Here is a 17603-nt window from a genome sequence, read left to right on the forward strand (position 1 = left end):
CTTACTTCCCGGTCGCGGTGTCTTGGCCGGCCAGCCGCACCGTGCGTTTTTCGATCCGCTTTTCCACCTCCGGCGCCACCACCACCCGCTGGACGAAGATGCCGGGGGTGTGGATCTGCTGGGGGTCCAGTTCGCCCGGTTCCACGAGTTCCTCGACCTCGGCGATCGTGATCTTGCCGGCCATGGCGCACAGCGGATTGAAATTCATGGCGGTCACGTGGAACACCAGATTGCCCAGCCGGTCGCCCTTCCAGGCGTGCACCAGGCCGAAGTCGGGCCGCAGGGACTCCTCCAGCACGTACTCGGCCCCGCCGAAGCTGCGGACCTCCTTCGGTTCCGACGCCTTGGCGACCCCGCCGTCGGCGTCGTATTTGCGCGGCAGCCCGCCCTCACTGACCTGGGTGCCGACACCGGCAGCCGTATAGAACGCGGGTATCCCGGCCCCGCCGGCGCGCAGCTTCTCCGCCAGCGTCCCCTGCGGGGTCAGCTCCACTTCCAGCTCGCCGGCCAGGAACTGCCGGGCGAACTCCTTGTTCTCGCCCACGTAGGAGCTGATGGTGCGCCGGATCCGCCCGTCGGCCAGCAGCACGCCCAGTCCCCAGTCGTCCACGCCGCAGTTGTTGCTGATGGTTTCCAGATCGGTGGTGCCGGCGTCGTGCAGGGCCTGGATCAGCGCCACCGGAATGCCGCACAGGCCGAAGCCGCCCACGGCCAGCGAGGCGCCGTCGGGAATGTCCGCCACGGCCTCCGCGGCGGAAGCTACTACCTTGTCGATCACTGCGTCCTCCTCTGCCTGCGGTCCGTCAAAGCCCCAGTTCGCGGGCGATGAGCATCAGCTGTACTTCGGTGGTCCCTTCCCCGACCTCCAGGATTTTCGAGTCACGGTAGTGGCGCGCCACCCGGAATTCGTTGATGAAGCCGAAGCCGCCGAAAATCTGCGTGGCATCGCGGGCGTTGTCCATGGCGGCTTCGCCTGCCACCATCTTGGCAATCGCGGACTGGGTTTTGAAGTGTTGGCCGGCGAGCATCCGGGCGGCGGCGTCGTAATACGCCAGCCGCGCCGTGTGCGCGCGGGCCTGCATCCGGGCGATCTTGAACTGGATGGCCTGGAAGGAGCCGATGCTGGTGCCGAAGGCCTGGCGCTCCTTGGCGTAGCGCACCGCCTCGTCCACGCAGCCCTGCGCCGCGCCCGTGGCCAGCGCGGCGATGGCGATCCGGCCCTCGTCCAGGATTTGCAGGAAGTTCGCATACCCCCGGCCGCGGCGGCCCAGCAGGTTCTCCTCCGGGACCCGGACGTTGTCCAGGGTGAGCGGATGCGTGTCGGAGGCGTTCCAGCCCACCTTGTTGTACGCCTTCTCGGCGGTGAAGCCCGGCGTGTCCGTGGGAACCAGGATGGTGGAAATCTCCTTCTTCAGCGAGCCGTCGTCGCGCTCCGAGGTGCCGGTGACCGCCGTGACGGTGACCAGCCGGGAGATGTCGGTGCCGGAATTCGTGATGAATTCCTTGTGCCCGTTGACCACCCACTGCCCGTCCACGAGCTCGGCCCGGGTCTTCGTGCCGCCCGCGTCGGAGCCCGCTTCGGGTTCGGTCAGGCCGAAGCCGGCGAGCGCCTCGCCGCTGGCCAGCATGGGCAGCCACTGTTGTTTCTGGTCCTCGCTGCCGAAGCGGTAGATGGGCATGGCCCCCAGCGAGACCCCGGCCTCCAGGGTGATCGCCACCGATTGGTCCACCGCACCGAGTTCTTCCAGCGCCAGGGCGAGCGCAAAGTAATCGCCGCCCATGCCGCCGTACTCCTCGGGGAACGGGAGGCCGAACAGTCCCATTTCGCCCATCTGTGCCACCAATTTGTACGGGAAGCTGTGCTCCTCGTCGTGCTTGGCGGACACCGGGGCCACCACCTCGCGGGCAAATTCCCGCACGGTCTCCACCAGGTCCTGGTAGTCCTCGCTCAGTGAAAAGTCAGGCATGGTCATGCCCCTTTCTGTTCAGGTTCTTCGGGGACAAGATCCGCTGCCCGCACGACGGCGACGATCTGGCCGGCCTTGACCAGGTCGCCGGGTTTGAGGTTGATGCTGGCCTCGCCGGCGATTGCGGCGCTCAGCTGGTGTTCCATCTTCATCGCTTCCACCGTCAACAGCGGCTGGCCGGCCACCACCCGCTCACCGTTGGCCACCGCCACCGACGTCACCGTCCCGGGCATCGGCGAGCGCACCTCGGGTGATGCCTCCCCCTCGGCTTGGCGGACCCCCGCCAGGGCATCGGCGAGCCGGCGCTCCCGGCCGCGGACGGTCACCCGGGCCGACCAGCCGGCGTCGCCCAGCCAGATCGTGCCGTCTGCGCCGAACGCGTGGCGCAGCGGCCGGCGGAGTCCGTCGACCTCCGCCGCCTGCCCGGCCCGGTCCAGCACGACGGCGTAGCTGCCGCCGCCGGCCGTCACCAGGGCACCGGCGGGCGAGCCGGCGGCCGCGTCCCCCGTCCAGGCCACCGTGACCTCGCGGTGTTCTCCGCCGCCAAGGTCGAAGCTGACCGTGCCCGGGCGCGGCCCGCTCAACCGCCAGCCCTCGCTCCGCCAGGCGGACCCCGCGCCGCCGGCGGCACATGCGTGGATCCGCGCGTCCCGTTGCCGGAGCAGCCAGTCCACGGCAGCCACGCACAGTTCGGCGTCACCGGGCCGGCGGAACTGCTGGTGTTCGATCTTCCGGTCGATCAGCGTGGTGTCCAGCCGACCGGCCCGCACGTCCTCGTCGGCCAGCAGGCTGCGGAGGTGCTCGATGTTGGTATGGATGCCCAGCACCATGGTGTCGGCGAGCGCACCGTCCAGCCGTGCCAGGGCCTGCTGCCGGTCTTCGCCCCAGGCGACCACCTTGGACAGCAGCGGGTCGTAGTCGGAGGGGATGACCAGCCCGGGCAGCAGCGAACTGTCCACCCGGATGCCCTCCCCGGCGGCTTCCTCCAGGGCCAGCACCGTGCCCGCCGAGGGCAGGAACTGCTGCGAGGGATCCTCCGCGTAGACGCGCGCCTCCACCGCGTGTCCCGTGAGCACGACGTCGGACTGGGCCAGCGTGAGCACCTCACCGGCGGCGATGCGCACCTGCCACTCCACCAGGTCCAGGCCGGTCACCAGCTCGGTGACCGGGTGTTCCACCTGCAGCCGGGTGTTCATCTCCATGAAGAAAAACTCGTCGGGGGCGTCGTCGGAGACCAGGAACTCCACCGTTCCGGCCCCGGTGTAGTCCACCGAGCGGGCGGCGTTGCAGGCGGCCTCGCCGATCCTGCCGCGGGTGGCGGCGTCGAGCAGCGACGACGGGGCCTCCTCGATGACTTTCTGGTGCCGGCGCTGCAGCGAGCATTCGCGCTCCCCCAGGTGGATCGCGTTGCCGTGCCGGTCGCACAGCACCTGAACCTCGATGTGCCGCGGCCGGGCGATCAGCCGCTCGAGGAAGAGCGTGTCGTCGCCGAAGGCGGAGGCGGCCACCCGGCGCCCGGCGGCGAGCGCGGCGCGCAGTTCCCCGGGCCGCTGCACGGCCATCATCCCCTTGCCGCCGCCGCCGGCCGACGGCTTGATCAACAGCGGGTAGCCGACCTCTTCGGCGGCCCGGACCAGCCCGTCGTCGTCCAGCCCCGGTTCCGCGATCCCGGGAATGACCGGGACCCCATGCGATGCCACGTGGTTCTTGGAGCGGATCTTGTCCCCCATGATCCCGATCGCCCCGACATTGGGTCCGATGAACACGATGCCGGCCGCCTCCAGCGCCTGGGCGAACGCCACGTTCTCGCTGAGGAAGCCGTAGCCGGGGTGGACGGCCTCGGCGCCCGTGGCCTTGCAGGCTTCGATCACCGCGTCGATACGCAGGTAGCTCTCGGTGGCCGGGGCGGGCCCGATCCGCACCGCGATGTCGGCCTCGCGCACGTGGCGGGCCCCGGCGTCGGCATCCGAATAGACGGCCGCGGCCCGGATGCCCATGGCGCGCAGCGTGCGGATGACCCGGCAGGCGATTTCGCCGCGGTTGGCAACCAGGACGGTTTCAAACACTCTGGATCACATCCTGAACAGGCCGAAGGCGGTCTCGGGCAAGGGACTGTTGGCGCAGACGTCAAGGGCGAGGCCGAGCACGGTCCGGGTCTGCGCCGGGTCGATGATCCCGTCGTCCCAGAGCCGGGCGGTGGAGTAATACGGGTTGCCCTGCGCTTCGTACTGCTCCCGGATGGGGGCCTTGAACGCCTCCTCGGCCTCGGCGCTCCACTCCTCCCCGCGGGCTTCCAACTGGTCGCGTTTGACGGTGGCCAGGACCGAGGAGGCCTGGTTGCCGCCCATCACCGAAATGCGAGCGGCCGGCCACATCCAGAGGAAGCGCGGCGAGTAGGCGCGGCCGCACATGGAGTAATTGCCGGCGCCGAAGGACCCGCCGATCACCACGGTCAGCTTCGGCACCCGGGCGGTCGCGACGGCGGTCACCATCTTGGCGCCGTGCTTGGCGATGCCGCCGGCCTCGTAGTCGCGGCCGACCATGAAGCCGGAAAGGTTCTGCAGGAAGACCAGCGGGATGCCGCGCTGGTCGCAGAGTTCAATGAAGTGCGCGCCCTTGAGGGCAGATTCGGAAAAGAGCACCCCGTTGTTCGCCACGATGCCCACCTGATGCCCGTGGAGCCGGGCGAACCCGGTGACCAGCGTGGTGCCGTACTCCCGCTTGAACTCGTGGAAGCGGCTGCCGTCCACCAACCGGGCGATGACCTCGCGGACGTCGTAGGCGGCGTTGACGTCCACCGGAACGGCTCCGTAAATTTCCTGCGGTTCGGCCGCCGGAGCCTCCACGGGCGCTGTCTCCCAGGCCGGTGTCCGGCACGGGAGCGTGGCCACGATGTCGCGGACAATCTCCAGCGCGTGCACATCGTTCTCGGCCAGGTGGTCGGTAACCCCCGAGGTCCGCGCATGCAGTTCGCCGCCGCCGAGTTCCTCCGCGGTGACAACTTCGCCGATGGCCGCCTTCACCAGCGGCGGGCCGCCCAGGAAGATGGTGCCCTGGCCGCGAACGATCACGGTTTCGTCGCTCATCGCCGGAACGTAGGCGCCGCCGGCCGTGCAGGAACCGAGCACCGCGGCGATCTGCGGGATTTTAGCCGCCGACATCCGCGCCTGGTTGTAGAAGATGCGGCCGAAGTGCTCGCGGTCCGGGAAGACGTCGTCCTGCTTGGGGAGGAACGCGCCGCCGGAGTCCACCAGGTAGATGCACGGCAGGTTGTTCTCCAGCGCCACCTCCTGGGCGCGCAGGTGTTTCTTGACGGTCATCGGATAGTAGGTGCCGCCCTTGACGGTCGCATCGTTGCAGACCACCAGCACGTGGCGACCGTGCACCAGGCCGATGCCGGCGATCATCCCCGCCCCCGGCGAATCGCCGTCGTACATTCCCTCTGCGGCCAGCGGCGCGATTTCCAGGAACGGGCTGCCCTCGTCCAGCAGCGTGTCGACCCTGTCCCGCGGCAACAGCTTGCCCCGCTCCAGGTGGCGCCGGCGCGAGCCCTCCGGCCCGCCCGCCGCCACCGAAGCCAGGCGGGCGTGCAGTTCGGCAGCCAGCCGGCGCTGCTGCTCGTCGTTGGCCCGGAAGCTGTCACTGGTAGTGTCCACCCGGGAAGCCAGTGTCTCCATCGACACCTTCCTGGCCGAAGCCGTCGCGCGCCCACGCCCGCCGCCCGCTGGGGGGCAACTGGCCTGAAGGACGCATTTTGGTTAGTCTGTACTAACTGAAATCAGGCTAGTGGCCGTTAAGTGTCTTGTCCAGCACTTATTCGGCACCTTCTCGAAGGAACCGATCCATGCCCGCAGCACCGCATGCCGCCGCCGTGACGCGCCAGACCGGCCGCAGCCTGGCCAAGGCCACCCGGAGGGCCGCACTGCTGGACGCCGCTGCCCGCCTCTTCGCCGAGCGCGGCTTCAACGGCGTGTCCATCGAAGACCTCGGCTCGGCGGCCGGCGTCAGCGGGCCGGCCGTCTACCGGCATTTCGAGAGCAAACATGCGGTGCTGGCGGCACTGCTCACGGGCGTCAGCCAGGACCTGCTCGACGGCGGCCAGGACGTGGCGGCCGGCCAGCAGGACGCCGAGGAGGCGCTGCGCGGCCTGGTCGCCTTCCACGTGGACTTTGCCTTGAAGAATCCCGACGTCATCCGGGTCCACGACAGGGACCTGGACAGCCTCCCCGCCGAGGACTCGGCGCTGGTCCGGACGCTGCAGCGCACCTATGTGGAGGTGTGGGTTTCCGTGCTGGCGCGGCTGCTGCCGGAGGCGGACGCGGCGCAGTTGCGGGTCCGCGCACACGCCGTCTTCGGACTGATCAACTCCACGCCGCACTCGACCCACCGGAGCCGGCAGCCGCGGGAAGCCTGGCGCCGCAATCTGCTGGAACAAATGGCTTGGGCCGCGTTGAAAGCCGAGTAGGGTGTATCAGACACCAACTAGCCGAAAGGTCTGCTGTGATTGAGCTTCGTCCTGTAGAACCTGCCGACCTCGACGAGTTCTTCGAGTACCAGCAGGATCCCGACGCCAACCATATGGCGGCGTTTGCCGCCCGGAATCCGTCTGACCGCGGCGTGTTTGATCTCCACTGGCAGAGCCTGCTCAACGACGAGTCCATCACCGTGCGCACCGTCACCGTCGACGGCGAGGTGGTGGGCAGCGTGCTGGCCTACCCCAACGAGGGGTACCCGGAACTGAGCTACTGGACGGCGAAGTCGCAGTGGGGCAAGGGCGTCACCACCGCGGCCGTCGAGGCCTTCCTGCGGGAATTTTCCGCGCGTCCCATCCGGGCGCGGGTGGTCAAGGACAACCTTGGGTCGGTCAAGGTCCTGCACAAGCTCGGCTTCCGGACCGTCGGCGAGGCCCAGGGCTTCGCCAACGCCCGCGGCGCCGTGGTGACCGAGGAGATCCTCGAACTGGCCTGAGCCGCCTCTGCACCCTGATCACACCATGGCCAGCACCATGGCCGGGCTGATCACACCATGGCCAGCACCATGGCCGGGTCCGACAGGATCGTGCCCACGTCGGCGAGGAAGCGTCCCGCCTGCTCCCCGTCCACCACGCGGTGGTCGAAGGACAGGCTGAGCGTCACCACATCGCGCAGCGCCACCTCCCCCCGGTATTCCCACGGCTGCCGGCGCACCGCGCCGAGGGCAAGGATGGCCGACTCCCCCGGGTTCAGGATCGGCGTTCCGGCGTCGATGCCAAACACCCCGATGTTGGTGATGGAGATGGTCCCCCCGCGCAGATCGGCCGGGGCGGTCCTGCCGGCGCGTGCCGTCTCGGTCAGCTCCCCCAGGGCCTCGGCCAGCCGGTGCAGGTCCATCCGGTGCGCGTCCTTGATGTTCGGCACGGTCAGTCCGCGCGGGGTCGCCGCGGCGATGCCCAGGTTCACGTAGTTCTGCTGCACGATCTCGCCGGCGTCCCCGTCCCAGCGGGAGTTCAGCTCGGGGCGGCGCTCCAGCGCCAGGCACAGGGCTTTGGCGGTGATGGTCAGCGGCGTGAGTTTCAGGGCGGCGAACGCCTTGCCCGCCTTGAGCCGCCGGATCAACTCCATGCTCTCCGTCGCGTCGACGGTAAGGAACGAGGACGCATGCGGGGCGGTGAAAGCACTGGCCACCATGGCGGCGGCGGTGTGCTTCCGTACGCCCCTGACCGGGATCCGCGTCTCGGCCTCCGCGGCGCCGCCGAGCCAGCCGCCGGCCGTCCCGGACACGGCGTCCGGGGCCGCGACCGCCGGGGCCGCTGCGGCCGCCTCGTGGACGGCGAGGACGTCGTCGCGGGTGATCAGGCCCCGTTCTCCGGTCCCGGCCACCTGGGCCAGATCGACTCCGAGGTCCTTCGCCAGCTTGCGGACCGGCGGGGTGGAGCGTGGCCGCTCCGGGATCGTCCCGGACGGTTCGGCCAAGGCCTGACCGGGCGCCCCGGCCGGCCGGCCGGCGGCCGCAACATCCGCGGCTCCGGCGGGCTCCGTGTCCGGCGCGCGCCCGTCCAGGGTCGCCGGATAGGTGGCCGGCACCGCCGCGGTGGCCGCCCCTCCGGTCTTGCGCGGGCGCCGGGCCGGCCGCCCGTTCCCTTCGGCCGCCGCACCGTACCCCACCAGGTTCGCCTCGCGGCGCGGTTCCGGCGGGCTTCCCGCGGCCTTGACGCCGTCGTCGCCCTGCCCCGCGTCTTCCACCTCGATGGAGACGATCGGCTCGCCCACGCTGACCGTGGTGCCGGGTACCTCATGCAGGGTCCGGACCACGCCGGCGAACGGCGAGGGCAGCTCGACCACGGCCTTGGCGGTTTCCACCTCGCCCAGGATCTGGTTGAGCTGGACCGCGTCGCCCTCGGCCACGCTCCAGCTGACAATCTCCGACTCGGTGAGCCCTTCGCCCAGGTCCGGCAGTTTGAATACCTTGATCCCCACGGGTTCAGTCCTCCAGTCCGGTCAGGGAGTTGGGCCGGCCGAGCACCCGGTCCACGCCGTCAAGGATGCGGTCCAGGTCCGGCAGATGATGCCGCTCCATCTTGGCCGGCGGGTACGGAATGTCCATCCCGGTGATCCGCACCGGCGCGTGTTCCAGATGATAGAAGCAGCGTTCGGTCAGGCTGGCCGCGATCTCTGCACCGAGCCCGCCGGTCCGGGCCGCCTCGTGGGTGACCACCAGTCGGCCCGTTTTCCGCACGGAGGCCTCCACGGTGGGAAAGTCCAGCGGCGACAGCGAGCGCAAGTCAATGACTTCCACCGACACGCCGTCGTCCTCGGCGGCCTGCGCGGCCTCGCGTGCCGTCTGCACCAGCGCGCCGTAGGCCACCAGGGTCACGTCCGACCCGGGCACCTCCACCCGGGCGCTGCCCAGCGGCAGCGCGGACTCCAGCGCATTCTCGTCCACGTCGCCCTTGGTGTGGTACCGCCGCTTCGGCTCGAAGTAGACCACCGGATCGTCGGCGGCGATGGCCTGCTGGATCATCGTGCAGGCGTCCTGCGGGTTGGACACTGCCACCACCCGCAGACCGGACGTGTGGGTGAAATACGCCTCCGGGGATTCGGAGTGGTGTTCGGCCGCGCCGATGCCGCCGCCGAAGGGCACCCGGATGGTCAGCGGCATCTTGACCCGGCCGCGGGTGCGGTAGTGCAGCTTGGCTACCTGGCTGACAATCTGGTCGAACGCCGGGTAGATGAAGCCGTCGAACTGGATTTCGCACACGGGCCGGTAGCCCCGGTAGGCCATCCCGACGGCGGTGCCCAGGATCGCGGACTCGGCCAGCGGGGCATCGATCACCCGGTGGGCGCCGAAGTCCTTTTGCAGTTCGTCGGTAATGCGGAACACCCCGCCCAAGGCTCCGATGTCCTCGCCGATGATCACCACCCTGGGATCGTTTTCCAGGGCCTTGCGCAGCCCGGTGTTGATGGCGCGTCCAAACGTCATGGTGGTCATCAGCGGCCTCCCTCGGCAGCGTCGAACGAATCAAGATAGCGCTCGTAGTGCGCGCGCTGTTCTGCCAGCACGGGGTGCGGCGCCACGTAGACGTTCTCGAACAGTTCCAAGTCCGCCGGGTCGGCCATGCTCGTGCACCCGGCCCGCATCTCGGCCGCTGCCTGGTCGGCCGCGTCCCGGACCCGCTGTTGCAGGCCCTCGTCCAACAAGCCCTCGGCCGCCAGGTGGGCGGCCAGCCGGTCGATCGGATCCCGGCTCTTCCAGTCCTCCAGCTCGTTCGCGTCGCGGTAGCGGGTGGGATCGTCCGCCGTCGTGTGCGGTCCCATCCGGTAGGTGACCGCTTCGATGAAGGACGGGCCGCCGCCGCTGCGCGCGTGCTCCAGCGCCCGGCGGGTCACCGCCAGGCAGGCCAGGACATCGTTGCCGTCCACCCGGTAACTGGGAATGCCGAATCCGGGCGCCCGGTCGGAGAGTTTGCCCTGGGCCTGCAGTGACACCGGTTCGGAGATCGCCCACTGGTTGTTCTGGCAGAAGAAGATCACCGGCGCCTGGAAGCTGGCGGCAAACACCATGGCCTCGTTCACGTCGCCCTGGCTGGTGGCGCCGTCGCCGAAATACGTCACCGCCACGGCGTCGTCGCCGTCGAACTTGACCGCCATGGCGTAGCCGGTGGCGTGCAGCGTTTGCGCGCCGATGATGACCTGCGGGGTGGCCATGTTGATCTCGTAGGGGTCCCAGCCGGAGGGCCTGTTGCCGCGCCAAACGCGGATCATGTCGGTCAGGTCCACGCCGCGGCAGTACGCGACGCCGTTTTCCCGGTAGCTGGAGAAGACGAAGTCGTCCTTGCGCAGGGCGCGGCCGGAACCGATCTGGGCCGCTTCCTGCCCCAGCAGAGGCGGCCACAAGGCGAGCTCCCCCTGCCGCTGCAAGGCGGTGGCTTCCTGGTCCAGGCGGCGGACCACCACCATGTCCTGGTAGAGGCCGGCGAGTCGGTCGCCGTCGATATCCTCCAGCCAGGGGTCGAACTCCCCGCTGGGGGCCCGCGTGCCGTCCGGCGCGAGCAGTTGGATGTAGCTTTCCTGGTTATGCGGACCGGCCGGGTCCGTGCCTGGTAAGGACACTTGCGACACTCCCTTTGCGTCTTCAGGGCCGGGAACTCTTGTGGACCTCCCGGCGCCGGACAGCCCCGCCTGCACCTTTGCCCGCGGTTGATTGTGACACTACTCACATCCGGCAAGTGGCGCAATGATCCGGACAAAAACTGAGCAGAATGCCCTGTCGGGGCCGGGCAGGTCGTGCTAGTCTGCGCATTATGCGGAATCTGGACGGCACCGACCTGCGGTTACTGGCAGCCCTGACGCAGGATCCGCGCCGGACGGTCGTGGCCCTGGCGCAGATCCTGGGCCTGTCCCGCAACACGGTGCAGGCGCGCATGGCCCGGCTGGAAAAGGACCAGGTGTTCCTGTCCTTCGACCGGCGGATCAATCCCGCCGCCGTGGGATATCCGCTCGCGGCCTTCATCCACATCCACGTGCACCAGCCGAAACTGCAACAGATCACCGACGAGCTGGCCCGCATTCCGGAAGTACTCGAAGCGATCGGCATCACCGGCCAGGCGGATATCCTTGCCCGCGTCGTCTCCGAGGGCGCCGAGGACCTGTTCCGCGTCAACGGCAAGATTCTGGCGATCGACGGCGTGGAGCGGACCGACACGTCGCTGGCCATGCACGAACTGATCCCGTTCCGGATGGAACCGCTGCTCTCCCGCGGTGCCGGGGCGACCGGCTAGCTGTCAGCTCGGGTGCTGCTGCCCGCGCTGAGCACCCGGGATGGGAAGATCATTTCCGGACCCGTGCGCCTGGCTCATGCCCGCTGATCCCGAGCGCCCGCAACAGTGCGGGCCCGGCATCCTTCTGCCGGGCCCGCAGTGTTATCTGTGGCGGCGCGTTGCAGCAGGCGCGCGCCGCCGTCGTCGTCTCAGTGAACCGTGGCCTTCTCCGCGCCGACGCCGGTGAGCGAGCGGACCTCCATTTCGGCCTGCTTGGACGCGTCCTCGCGGTTCTTGTCCAGCACGGTTCCCAGCCAGCCCAGGAAGAACGCGAGCGGGATGGAGACGATGCCCGGGTTGTTCAGGCCGAAGATGGCAAAGTCCGCGCCGGGGATCATCGACGTCTCCTTTCCGGAGACCACCGGGGAGAACACGATCAGGACGATGGCCGCGCCCAAGCCGCCGTACATGCTCCAGACCGCACCCTGGGTGGTAAAGCGCTTCCAGAACAGCGAGTAGACGATGGTGGGCAGGTTGGCCGAGGCGGCCACGGCGAACGCCAGCGCCACCAGGAAGGCCACGTTCTGGCCCTGGGCGCCGATGCCGCCGAGGATGGACACGACGCCGATGACCACCACGGTGCGGCGGGCCACCCTGACCTCGCCGGCCGAGTCGACCTGTCCCTTGCGCACCACGTTCGCGTAGATATCGTGCGCGAAGGAGGCGGCCGCGGTGATGGTCAGGCCGGCCACCACCGCCAGGATGGTGGCGAAGGCGACTGCGGAGATCAGCCCCAGCAGCACAGGGCCGCCGAGCGCGAAGGCCAGCAACGGTGCGGCGGAGTTGACCCCGCCCGGAGCGCTCTTGATGGCTTCCAGGCCGATCAGCGCCGCGGCGCCGTAGCCCAGCACCAGGGTGAACAGGTAGAACGCGCCGATCAGCCAAATGGCCCAGACCACGGACCGGCGGGCCTCCTTGGCCGTCGGCACGGTGTAAAAGCGCATCAAAACGTGCGGCAGGGCCGCGGTGCCCAGCACCAGGGCCAGCGCCAGCGAGATGAAGTCCAGCTTGGACGCCTCCGAGACGCCGTACTGCAGGCCCGGGTTGAGCAGCTCGGGGTTGCCGGCGGTTTCCACGGCGGCACCCAGCAGTTCGGACAGGTTGAAGCCGTGCAGTGCCAGCACCCACACGGTCATGATGAACGCACCGGCGATCAACAGGCAGGCCTTAATGATCTGGACCCAGGTGGTGCCCTTCATGCCGCCAACCAGTACGTAGAGGATCATCAGTGCACCGACGACGGTGATCACCAGAGACTGTCCCAGCCTGGAGTCAATGCCGATCAGCAGCGAGACCAGGGCGCCGGCTCCGGCCATCTGCGCCAGCAGGTAGAAAAAGCACACGGCCAGTGTGGTGATGGCCGCGGCAATCCGCACCGGGCGCTGCCGCAGCCGGAAGGACAGGACATCGGCCATGGTGAACTTGCCGGTGTTGCGCAACAGCTCGGCCACCAGCAGCAAGGCCACCAGCCAGGCCACCAGGAAGCCGATCGAGTACAGGAAGCCGTCGTACCCGTTGATCGCGATCGCGCCGCAGATGCCCAGGAACGACGCCGCGGAGAGGTAGTCGCCGGCAATGGCGGTACCGTTCTGACCGCCGCTGAAGGACCGGCCCGCCGCATAGTAGTCGGCCGCGGTCTTGTTGTTCCGGCTGGCCCGCAGCACCACCACCAAGGTCACGCCGACAAACAGGGCGAAGATCAGGATGTTGATCCAGGTGGAATCCTTGATGTCGTCCGCCGTGACGGCCAGCGGAATGTTCACGGCGTGCCTCATTTGGTGTCCTCCGGTAGGCCTACGCCCTCGTTTTCGAGGCTGTGGCGGATGTCAGTGGCGATCGGGTCCAGCTTCTTGTTCGCGTAGCGGACGTACCAGGTGGTGATGGCGAAAGTGCTCACGAACTGCAGCAGGCCCAGCACCAGGCCGACGTTGATGTTGCCCCACAGCTTGGTGGACATGAATGCGTGCGCATAGTCGGCCAACAGCACATAGGCGAAGTACCACAGCAGGAAGGCCACTGCCATCGGGAACACGAACGAACGGTGGCGCCTGCGGAGTTCGGTGAACTCCGGACTGCTCTGGACCACCTGGAAGTCCACGGCCGCGGCGGTGCCGGCGTCCGGGTTGGGGTCGTTACCCATTTTTTCCTCCTCATCGGGCACACGCGGGGTGTGACTGCGATCACTCTGCTAGCTCGCGGTTACGGAGGCCAGCAGCCGGGCGGGTCGGGTCGCCCAACGGTCCACCGGCTGCGGTGAACGGCGCTCCCCTGCGCCGAGCTGCACCCGGCCGGTCGGCCCGGAGGCTAGGCTGGAGGGCATGCTCAGCCCGGCCGTGGACATCGCGCTCATCGCCGCCCTGGCCGCGGCGGCGGTGGCGGTGATCGCGCTGGTGGGCTTCAAACTGACCCGGTCCTACCGGGACCTTGGCTCCGAGGCCGACCGCGCAACCTACGCCACGCTGCATACCGCGGGGCTCGCGGGCCAGTACCTGCGTGCCGGCCTGACGCCGGCCGGCGCGGGCAAGGCGAGCAAGCACCTGCGCGGCCTGTTGGGCTCCGAGGTGCTGGTGTTGACCGGGTTGGAGGACGTGCTCGGCTGGGACGGCGCCGGCCAGCCGCCGGAGTCGGCCCTGCGCCTGGCTGGCAAGACCATCGGATCGGGCCGCACCCAGGTTTTCCGCGGCGACCAGTTGCTGCCGGAGGGCCGGGTCCCGCGGGGGGCCGCCGCCCGGGACGGCGGCCCGACGGAAGCGGTCTTCGCCCCGATCCGGATCCGGGACCGGGTGGTCGGCACCGTCGGCGCCTACACCGGACACGTAGCGGCGTCGCTCGTGCGGGCCACCAACGAGGTTGCGGCCTGGGTGGCCACGCAGATCGAACTGGCCGAACTGGACACTTCGCGGACGTTGCTGATGGAGGCCGAGGTGCGCGCGCTCCGGGCCCAAATCAGCCCGCACTTCATCTACAACGCCCTGAACGCCATCGCCTCCTACATCCTCACCGACCCGGCGCGGGCACGGGAGCTGGTGATCGAGTTCGCCGACTTCACCCGCTACTCCTTCCGACGGCACGGAGATTTCACCACCCTGGCGGAGGAACTGAAATCGATCGACCGCTACCTGCTGTTGGAACGGGCCCGGTTCGGCGACCGGCTCAGGGTCAGCCTGCAGATCGGCCCCGAAGTCCTCAGCACCGTCATCCCGTTCCTCTCCCTGCAGCCGTTGGTGGAGAACGCGGTGCGCCACGGGATCGAAGCCAAGGAAGGGCCGGGGCAAATCACCATCACCGCCCACGACGCCGGCGCCTACGCCGTGGTGACCATTGAAGACGACGGCGTGGGCATGGATCCGGAGCGGCTGCGCACCGTGCTGGCCGGTCGCGCCGAAGGCGACCATGTGGGTTTGCGCAACGTGGACGTGAGGCTGCGGCAGGTCTACGGCGATGAACACGGCCTGGTGGTCGACACGGCGCCCGGTGCCGGCACGCTGGTCACGCTGCGGCTACCCAAGTTCCAGCCCGGGAACCTGGTGGACTGAAGCGGCCCGCGCGAAGCTTCACCCTGGGGCCTAATAGACTGTGGAGCATGGTCAATGTGGTTGTCGCCGATGACGAAGCCCCTGCCGTCGAGGCCCTGGCGTACCTGCTCGCCCGGGATTCCCGGATCGGGGAGGTCCACAAAGCCACCAGCGGCGCCGAAGCGCTGCGTGCCCTGGAGCGCCACGACGTGGACGCGCTCTTCCTGGACATCCATATGCCGGCCCTGACCGGGCTGGACATCGCCAAGGTCATTTCCCGCTTCAGCCGCCCGCCCGCCGTCGTCTTCGTGACCGCCGATGAGGACAAGGCGCTGCAGGCCTTCGAGCTGGCCGCCGTGGACTACCTGCTCAAGCCGGTGCGGGCAGATCGGCTGGCGGAGTCCGTGCGCCGGATCTGCGAACTGATGGAAGACGGCGGCGCGGCCAAGCCGGAAGTCGTCACCGTCGACCAGGGCGGCATCACCAAGATGATCCGGCGGGACGAGATCCAGTACGTGCAGGCCCAGGGCGATTACGCCCGGCTGCACACGGCCGACGCCAGCTACCTGATCCGGGTGCCGCTCAACGACCTGGAGCGCCAGTGGGCCGACGCCGGCTACCTCCGGATCCACCGCTCCTACCTTGTGGCGATGGACCGAATCCAGCAGATGCGGACCAGCGCCGGCAGGGCCAGCCTCCTGGTCGGCGGTGCCGAACTGCCCGTCAGCCGGCGTCACCTGCCCGCCGTCCGCGACCGGCTGGAGGCCACGCGGGTGAGGCCGCGCGGATGAGCAGCGGTCCCGGCCGCGGCGAGGTTCCCCCAGGTGACGACGGCGGCATCCCGCTGCACCACGGCGGCATACCGGTGAACGACGGTGGCGCTCCGCTGCCCGACGGCGATGCACAGGTTCCGTCGGCCGGTTTCCGGCAGCGGGTCCGCGTCACCGCGCCGCGTTCGGCCGCGCCCCGGCCGGCGGGCGGCTACACCTTCTCCCGCGAGGTGGCCGAGCAGTCGGAAGTCGGCGAGCTCTTCGTGCGGTCCCTGGTCCGTTCCCAATTGCGCCTGGCCGTGGTGGTGGCGGCCGGTTTCGGGCTGATCCTGCTGGGCATGGCCGTGCTGATCGCGCTGGTACCGCTCACGGGCACGTTGACCGTGTTCACGGTCCCGCTCCCCTGGCTGCTGCTGGGCATAGGGATCTACCCGATCATTTTGGCCTGTGCCGCGCTCTACAACCGTGCGGCCGCCCGCAACGAGCGCCGCTTCCGCGAGTTGACGGCCGACCGGGTTAACCCGGGGACGAGGCAGTGAACGCGGCCGCCGGGCTGGCGGCGGTAGCCGCCGTCTGCGCCGCCACCGTGCTGATCGGCATCTACGGGCTGCGGATTTCCCGCACCACCGGTGATTTCTACGTCGCCTCGCGGACGGTCAAGCCGTGGTGGAACGCGTCGGCCATCGGCGGCGAATACCTCTCGGCCGCAAGCTTTTTGGGCGTGGCAGGGCTGATCCTGGTCTCGGGCATCGACGCGCTCTGGTTCCCGGTCGGATACACCGCCGGCTATCTGATGCTTCTGCTGTTCGTGGCTGCCCCGCTGCGCCGCTCCGGCGCGTACACGATTCCCGACTTCGCCGCGGCCCGGCTCGATTCCACTGCCGCGCGACGCGTCACCAGCCTGTTGGTGATAGCGGTCGGCTGGCTTTACATCGTGCCGCAACTGCACGGGGCCGCCCTGACCATGCGCATCGCCACGGGTTTGCCGGGCTGGGCAGGCGCCCTCGCCGTCGTCGTCGTGGTGGTGCTGTCCGTGGTCACCGGCGGCATGCGCTCCATCACCTTCGTGCAGGCCTTCCAGTATTGGCTGAAACTCACGGCCCTGGCCGTCCCGGTGGTGTTCATCCTGCTGGTCCTCACCGGTTCGGGCCAGTCGGCCACCGGCGGCGGCGCGGCGTTCGACCCGTCGCTGGATGTCGTCGGCGATGCATCCCTGTACCGGAATATCTCGCTGATCATCGCCCTGCTTTTCGGGACGCTGGGGCTGCCGCACGTGCTGGTGCGTTTCTACACCAATCCCGACGGTGCCGCCGCCCGCCGCACCACGCAACTGGTGCTGGGGCTGCTGGCGCTGTTCTACCTCTTCCCCACCATCTACGGCGTGCTCGGCAGGCTGCACACCCCGCGGCTGGCCGGCGGCACCCAGTCCGACGCCACGGTGCTGCTGCTGCCGGGGCGCATTGTGGACGGCCTGGCCGGCGATCTCTTGAGCGCCTGCGTGGTGGCGGGCGCGTTCGCCGCGTTCCTTTCCACTACCTCCGGGCTGGTGGTTTCCCTGGCCGGGGTGGTCAGCCAGGACCTGTTCCGCGGCAGCGTCAGGGGCTTCCGGCTGGCCGCCGTGCTGTCGGCCATCGTGCCGCTGGGCATCGCCCTGGGCACCGAATCGCTGGCCCTGGCCGGCAGCGTGGGCACGGTCTTCGCGTTTACCGCCTCGACCATCTGCCCGCTCTTGCTGCTGGGCATCTGGTGGCGGGGTCTCACCGATGCCGGCGCCATTGCCGGCATGGTGTCGGGGGCGGTGCTCTGCGGCGGTTCGCTGCTGGCGGCTGCCGTGGCGGGACCGAAACTGGGCGCCTGGGCCGAGCCGTTGGGACAGCCGGCGGCCTGGACGGTTCCGGCGGCGTTCCTGGTGACGGTGGCCGTTTCCCGTGCGACGGCTTCGCGCAGGCCGGCCACCACCGCCCGGGTCATGGCACGGCTGCACACCCCGGAGCGGGCGGACAGTCCGGAGCCGGCCGGTTGGCCCCGTCCCGGAGACTGAACGAGGTCGGGCCCC

General features: G+C 69.3%; 16 protein-coding genes. 7 read left to right on the forward strand and 9 right to left on the reverse strand.

What is annotated here, in order from left to right; translation table 11 throughout:
• Position 1: 1 nt before the first annotated feature.
• Genes AC5RTY_RS12910 through AC5RTY_RS12925 form a run of 4 tightly spaced genes read right to left on the reverse strand, consistent with a single transcriptional unit; the run spans position 2 to position 5644 of the window.
• On the reverse strand, positions 2–778 hold the full coding sequence (locus tag AC5RTY_RS12910) for a CoA transferase subunit A (protein ID WP_494026380.1): 777 nt from the start codon (positions 776–778) through the stop codon (positions 2–4).
• Between the two features lie 25 nt (positions 779–803).
• The gene (locus tag AC5RTY_RS12915) at positions 804–1967 is read right to left on the reverse strand and encodes an acyl-CoA dehydrogenase family protein (RefSeq protein WP_494102188.1); all 1164 of its coding nucleotides are present in this window, start codon (positions 1965–1967) and stop codon (positions 804–806) included.
• A gap of 2 nt (positions 1968–1969) precedes the next feature.
• Positions 1970–4033, reverse strand: a complete 2064-nt coding sequence (locus tag AC5RTY_RS12920) for an acetyl/propionyl/methylcrotonyl-CoA carboxylase subunit alpha (RefSeq protein ID WP_494139632.1) — start codon at positions 4031–4033, stop codon at positions 1970–1972.
• A 6-nt stretch (positions 4034–4039) separates the two neighbouring features.
• Positions 4040–5644, reverse strand: a complete 1605-nt coding sequence (locus AC5RTY_RS12925) for a carboxyl transferase domain-containing protein (RefSeq protein WP_494026382.1) — start codon at positions 5642–5644, stop codon at positions 4040–4042.
• Positions 5645–5811: 167 nt separating this feature from the next.
• Here AC5RTY_RS12925 and AC5RTY_RS12930 point away from each other — a divergent pair, with 167 nt between their 5' ends.
• Positions 5812–6432 carry an SACE_7040 family transcriptional regulator gene (locus AC5RTY_RS12930; protein ID WP_494014208.1) on the forward strand — a complete coding sequence of 207 codons (621 nt, stop codon included), beginning with the start codon at positions 5812–5814 and terminating at the stop codon, positions 6430–6432.
• Positions 6433–6467: 35 nt separating this feature from the next.
• A complete protein-coding gene (locus AC5RTY_RS12935; protein WP_494002453.1) occupies positions 6468–6935 on the forward strand; it encodes a GNAT family N-acetyltransferase in 468 nt (155 codons plus the stop codon).
• Between the two features lie 50 nt (positions 6936–6985).
• Here the strand turns inward: AC5RTY_RS12935 and AC5RTY_RS12940 are convergent, their stop codons facing one another.
• The 3 genes from AC5RTY_RS12940 to pdhA are packed head-to-tail and all read right to left on the reverse strand — an operon-like array spanning position 6986 to position 10555.
• Positions 6986–8422 (reverse strand): dihydrolipoamide acetyltransferase family protein, encoded by a 1437-nt coding sequence (locus AC5RTY_RS12940; protein ID WP_494026383.1) that lies wholly within the window; start codon positions 8420–8422, stop codon positions 6986–6988.
• Between the two features lie 4 nt (positions 8423–8426).
• Complete coding sequence (locus AC5RTY_RS12945; protein ID WP_494026384.1) at positions 8427–9434, reverse strand: alpha-ketoacid dehydrogenase subunit beta; 1008 nt, start codon at positions 9432–9434, stop codon at positions 8427–8429.
• Positions 9434–10555 (reverse strand): pyruvate dehydrogenase (acetyl-transferring) E1 component subunit alpha, encoded by a 1122-nt coding sequence (gene pdhA / locus AC5RTY_RS12950; protein WP_494026385.1) that lies wholly within the window; start codon positions 10553–10555, stop codon positions 9434–9436. The genes AC5RTY_RS12945 and pdhA overlap by 1 nt, the downstream gene beginning before the upstream one ends.
• 191 nt (positions 10556–10746) lie before the next feature.
• Between pdhA and AC5RTY_RS12955 the strand changes: the two genes are divergently transcribed.
• Positions 10747–11223, forward strand: coding sequence for an Lrp/AsnC family transcriptional regulator (locus AC5RTY_RS12955; protein WP_494023783.1), 477 nt, complete (start codon positions 10747–10749; stop codon positions 11221–11223).
• A gap of 188 nt (positions 11224–11411) precedes the next feature.
• Here the strand turns inward: AC5RTY_RS12955 and AC5RTY_RS12960 are convergent, their stop codons facing one another.
• Entirely contained in the window at positions 11412–13037 is a 1626-nt protein-coding gene (locus AC5RTY_RS12960) for a monocarboxylic acid transporter (RefSeq protein WP_494139633.1), read from the reverse strand.
• Positions 13034–13402, reverse strand: coding sequence for a DUF485 domain-containing protein (locus AC5RTY_RS12965; RefSeq protein WP_494002459.1), 369 nt, complete (start codon positions 13400–13402; stop codon positions 13034–13036). Before AC5RTY_RS12965 ends, AC5RTY_RS12960 begins: the two co-directional genes overlap by 4 nt.
• 178 nt (positions 13403–13580) lie before the next feature.
• On the opposite strand from AC5RTY_RS12965, the gene AC5RTY_RS12970 reads away from it, so the two are divergent.
• Genes AC5RTY_RS12970 through AC5RTY_RS12985 form a run of 4 tightly spaced genes read left to right on the forward strand, consistent with a single transcriptional unit; the run spans position 13581 to position 17588 of the window.
• Complete coding sequence (locus AC5RTY_RS12970) at positions 13581–14798, forward strand: sensor histidine kinase (protein ID WP_494002460.1); 1218 nt, start codon at positions 13581–13583, stop codon at positions 14796–14798.
• A gap of 47 nt (positions 14799–14845) precedes the next feature.
• Positions 14846–15568, forward strand: a complete 723-nt coding sequence (locus AC5RTY_RS12975) for a LytR/AlgR family response regulator transcription factor (RefSeq protein ID WP_494002461.1) — start codon at positions 14846–14848, stop codon at positions 15566–15568.
• Positions 15565–16086 (forward strand): DUF485 domain-containing protein, encoded by a 522-nt coding sequence (locus AC5RTY_RS12980; RefSeq protein WP_494014216.1) that lies wholly within the window; start codon positions 15565–15567, stop codon positions 16084–16086. The genes AC5RTY_RS12975 and AC5RTY_RS12980 overlap by 4 nt, the downstream gene beginning before the upstream one ends.
• Positions 16083–17588, forward strand: a complete 1506-nt coding sequence (locus tag AC5RTY_RS12985) for a sodium/solute symporter (RefSeq protein WP_494026386.1) — start codon at positions 16083–16085, stop codon at positions 17586–17588. Before AC5RTY_RS12980 ends, AC5RTY_RS12985 begins: the two co-directional genes overlap by 4 nt.
• Positions 17589–17603 lie beyond the last annotated feature (15 nt).

It is taken from the genome of Arthrobacter sp. Y3224055 (assembly GCF_059090825.1).

Coding starts and splice junctions, on each gene's coding strand:
- AC5RTY_RS12955 (WP_494023783.1), top strand. CDS start 10,747: ATGCGGAATCTGGACGGCACCGACCTGCGGTTACTGGCAGCCCTGACG.
- AC5RTY_RS12930 (WP_494014208.1), top strand. CDS start 5,812: ATGCCCGCAGCACCGCATGCCGCCGCCGTGACGCGCCAGACCGGCCGC.
- AC5RTY_RS12945 (WP_494026384.1), bottom strand. CDS start 9,434: ATGACCACCATGACGTTTGGACGCGCCATCAACACCGGGCTGCGCAAG.
- AC5RTY_RS12915 (WP_494102188.1), bottom strand. CDS start 1,967: ATGCCTGACTTTTCACTGAGCGAGGACTACCAGGACCTGGTGGAGACC.
- AC5RTY_RS12975 (WP_494002461.1), top strand. CDS start 14,846: ATGGTCAATGTGGTTGTCGCCGATGACGAAGCCCCTGCCGTCGAGGCC.
- AC5RTY_RS12960 (WP_494139633.1), bottom strand. CDS start 13,037: ATGAGGCACGCCGTGAACATTCCGCTGGCCGTCACGGCGGACGACATC.
- AC5RTY_RS12925 (WP_494026382.1), bottom strand. CDS start 5,644: ATGGAGACACTGGCTTCCCGGGTGGACACTACCAGTGACAGCTTCCGG.
- AC5RTY_RS12970 (WP_494002460.1), top strand. CDS start 13,581: ATGCTCAGCCCGGCCGTGGACATCGCGCTCATCGCCGCCCTGGCCGCG.
- AC5RTY_RS12965 (WP_494002459.1), bottom strand. CDS start 13,402: ATGGGTAACGACCCCAACCCGGACGCCGGCACCGCCGCGGCCGTGGAC.
- AC5RTY_RS12980 (WP_494014216.1), top strand. CDS start 15,565: ATGAGCAGCGGTCCCGGCCGCGGCGAGGTTCCCCCAGGTGACGACGGC.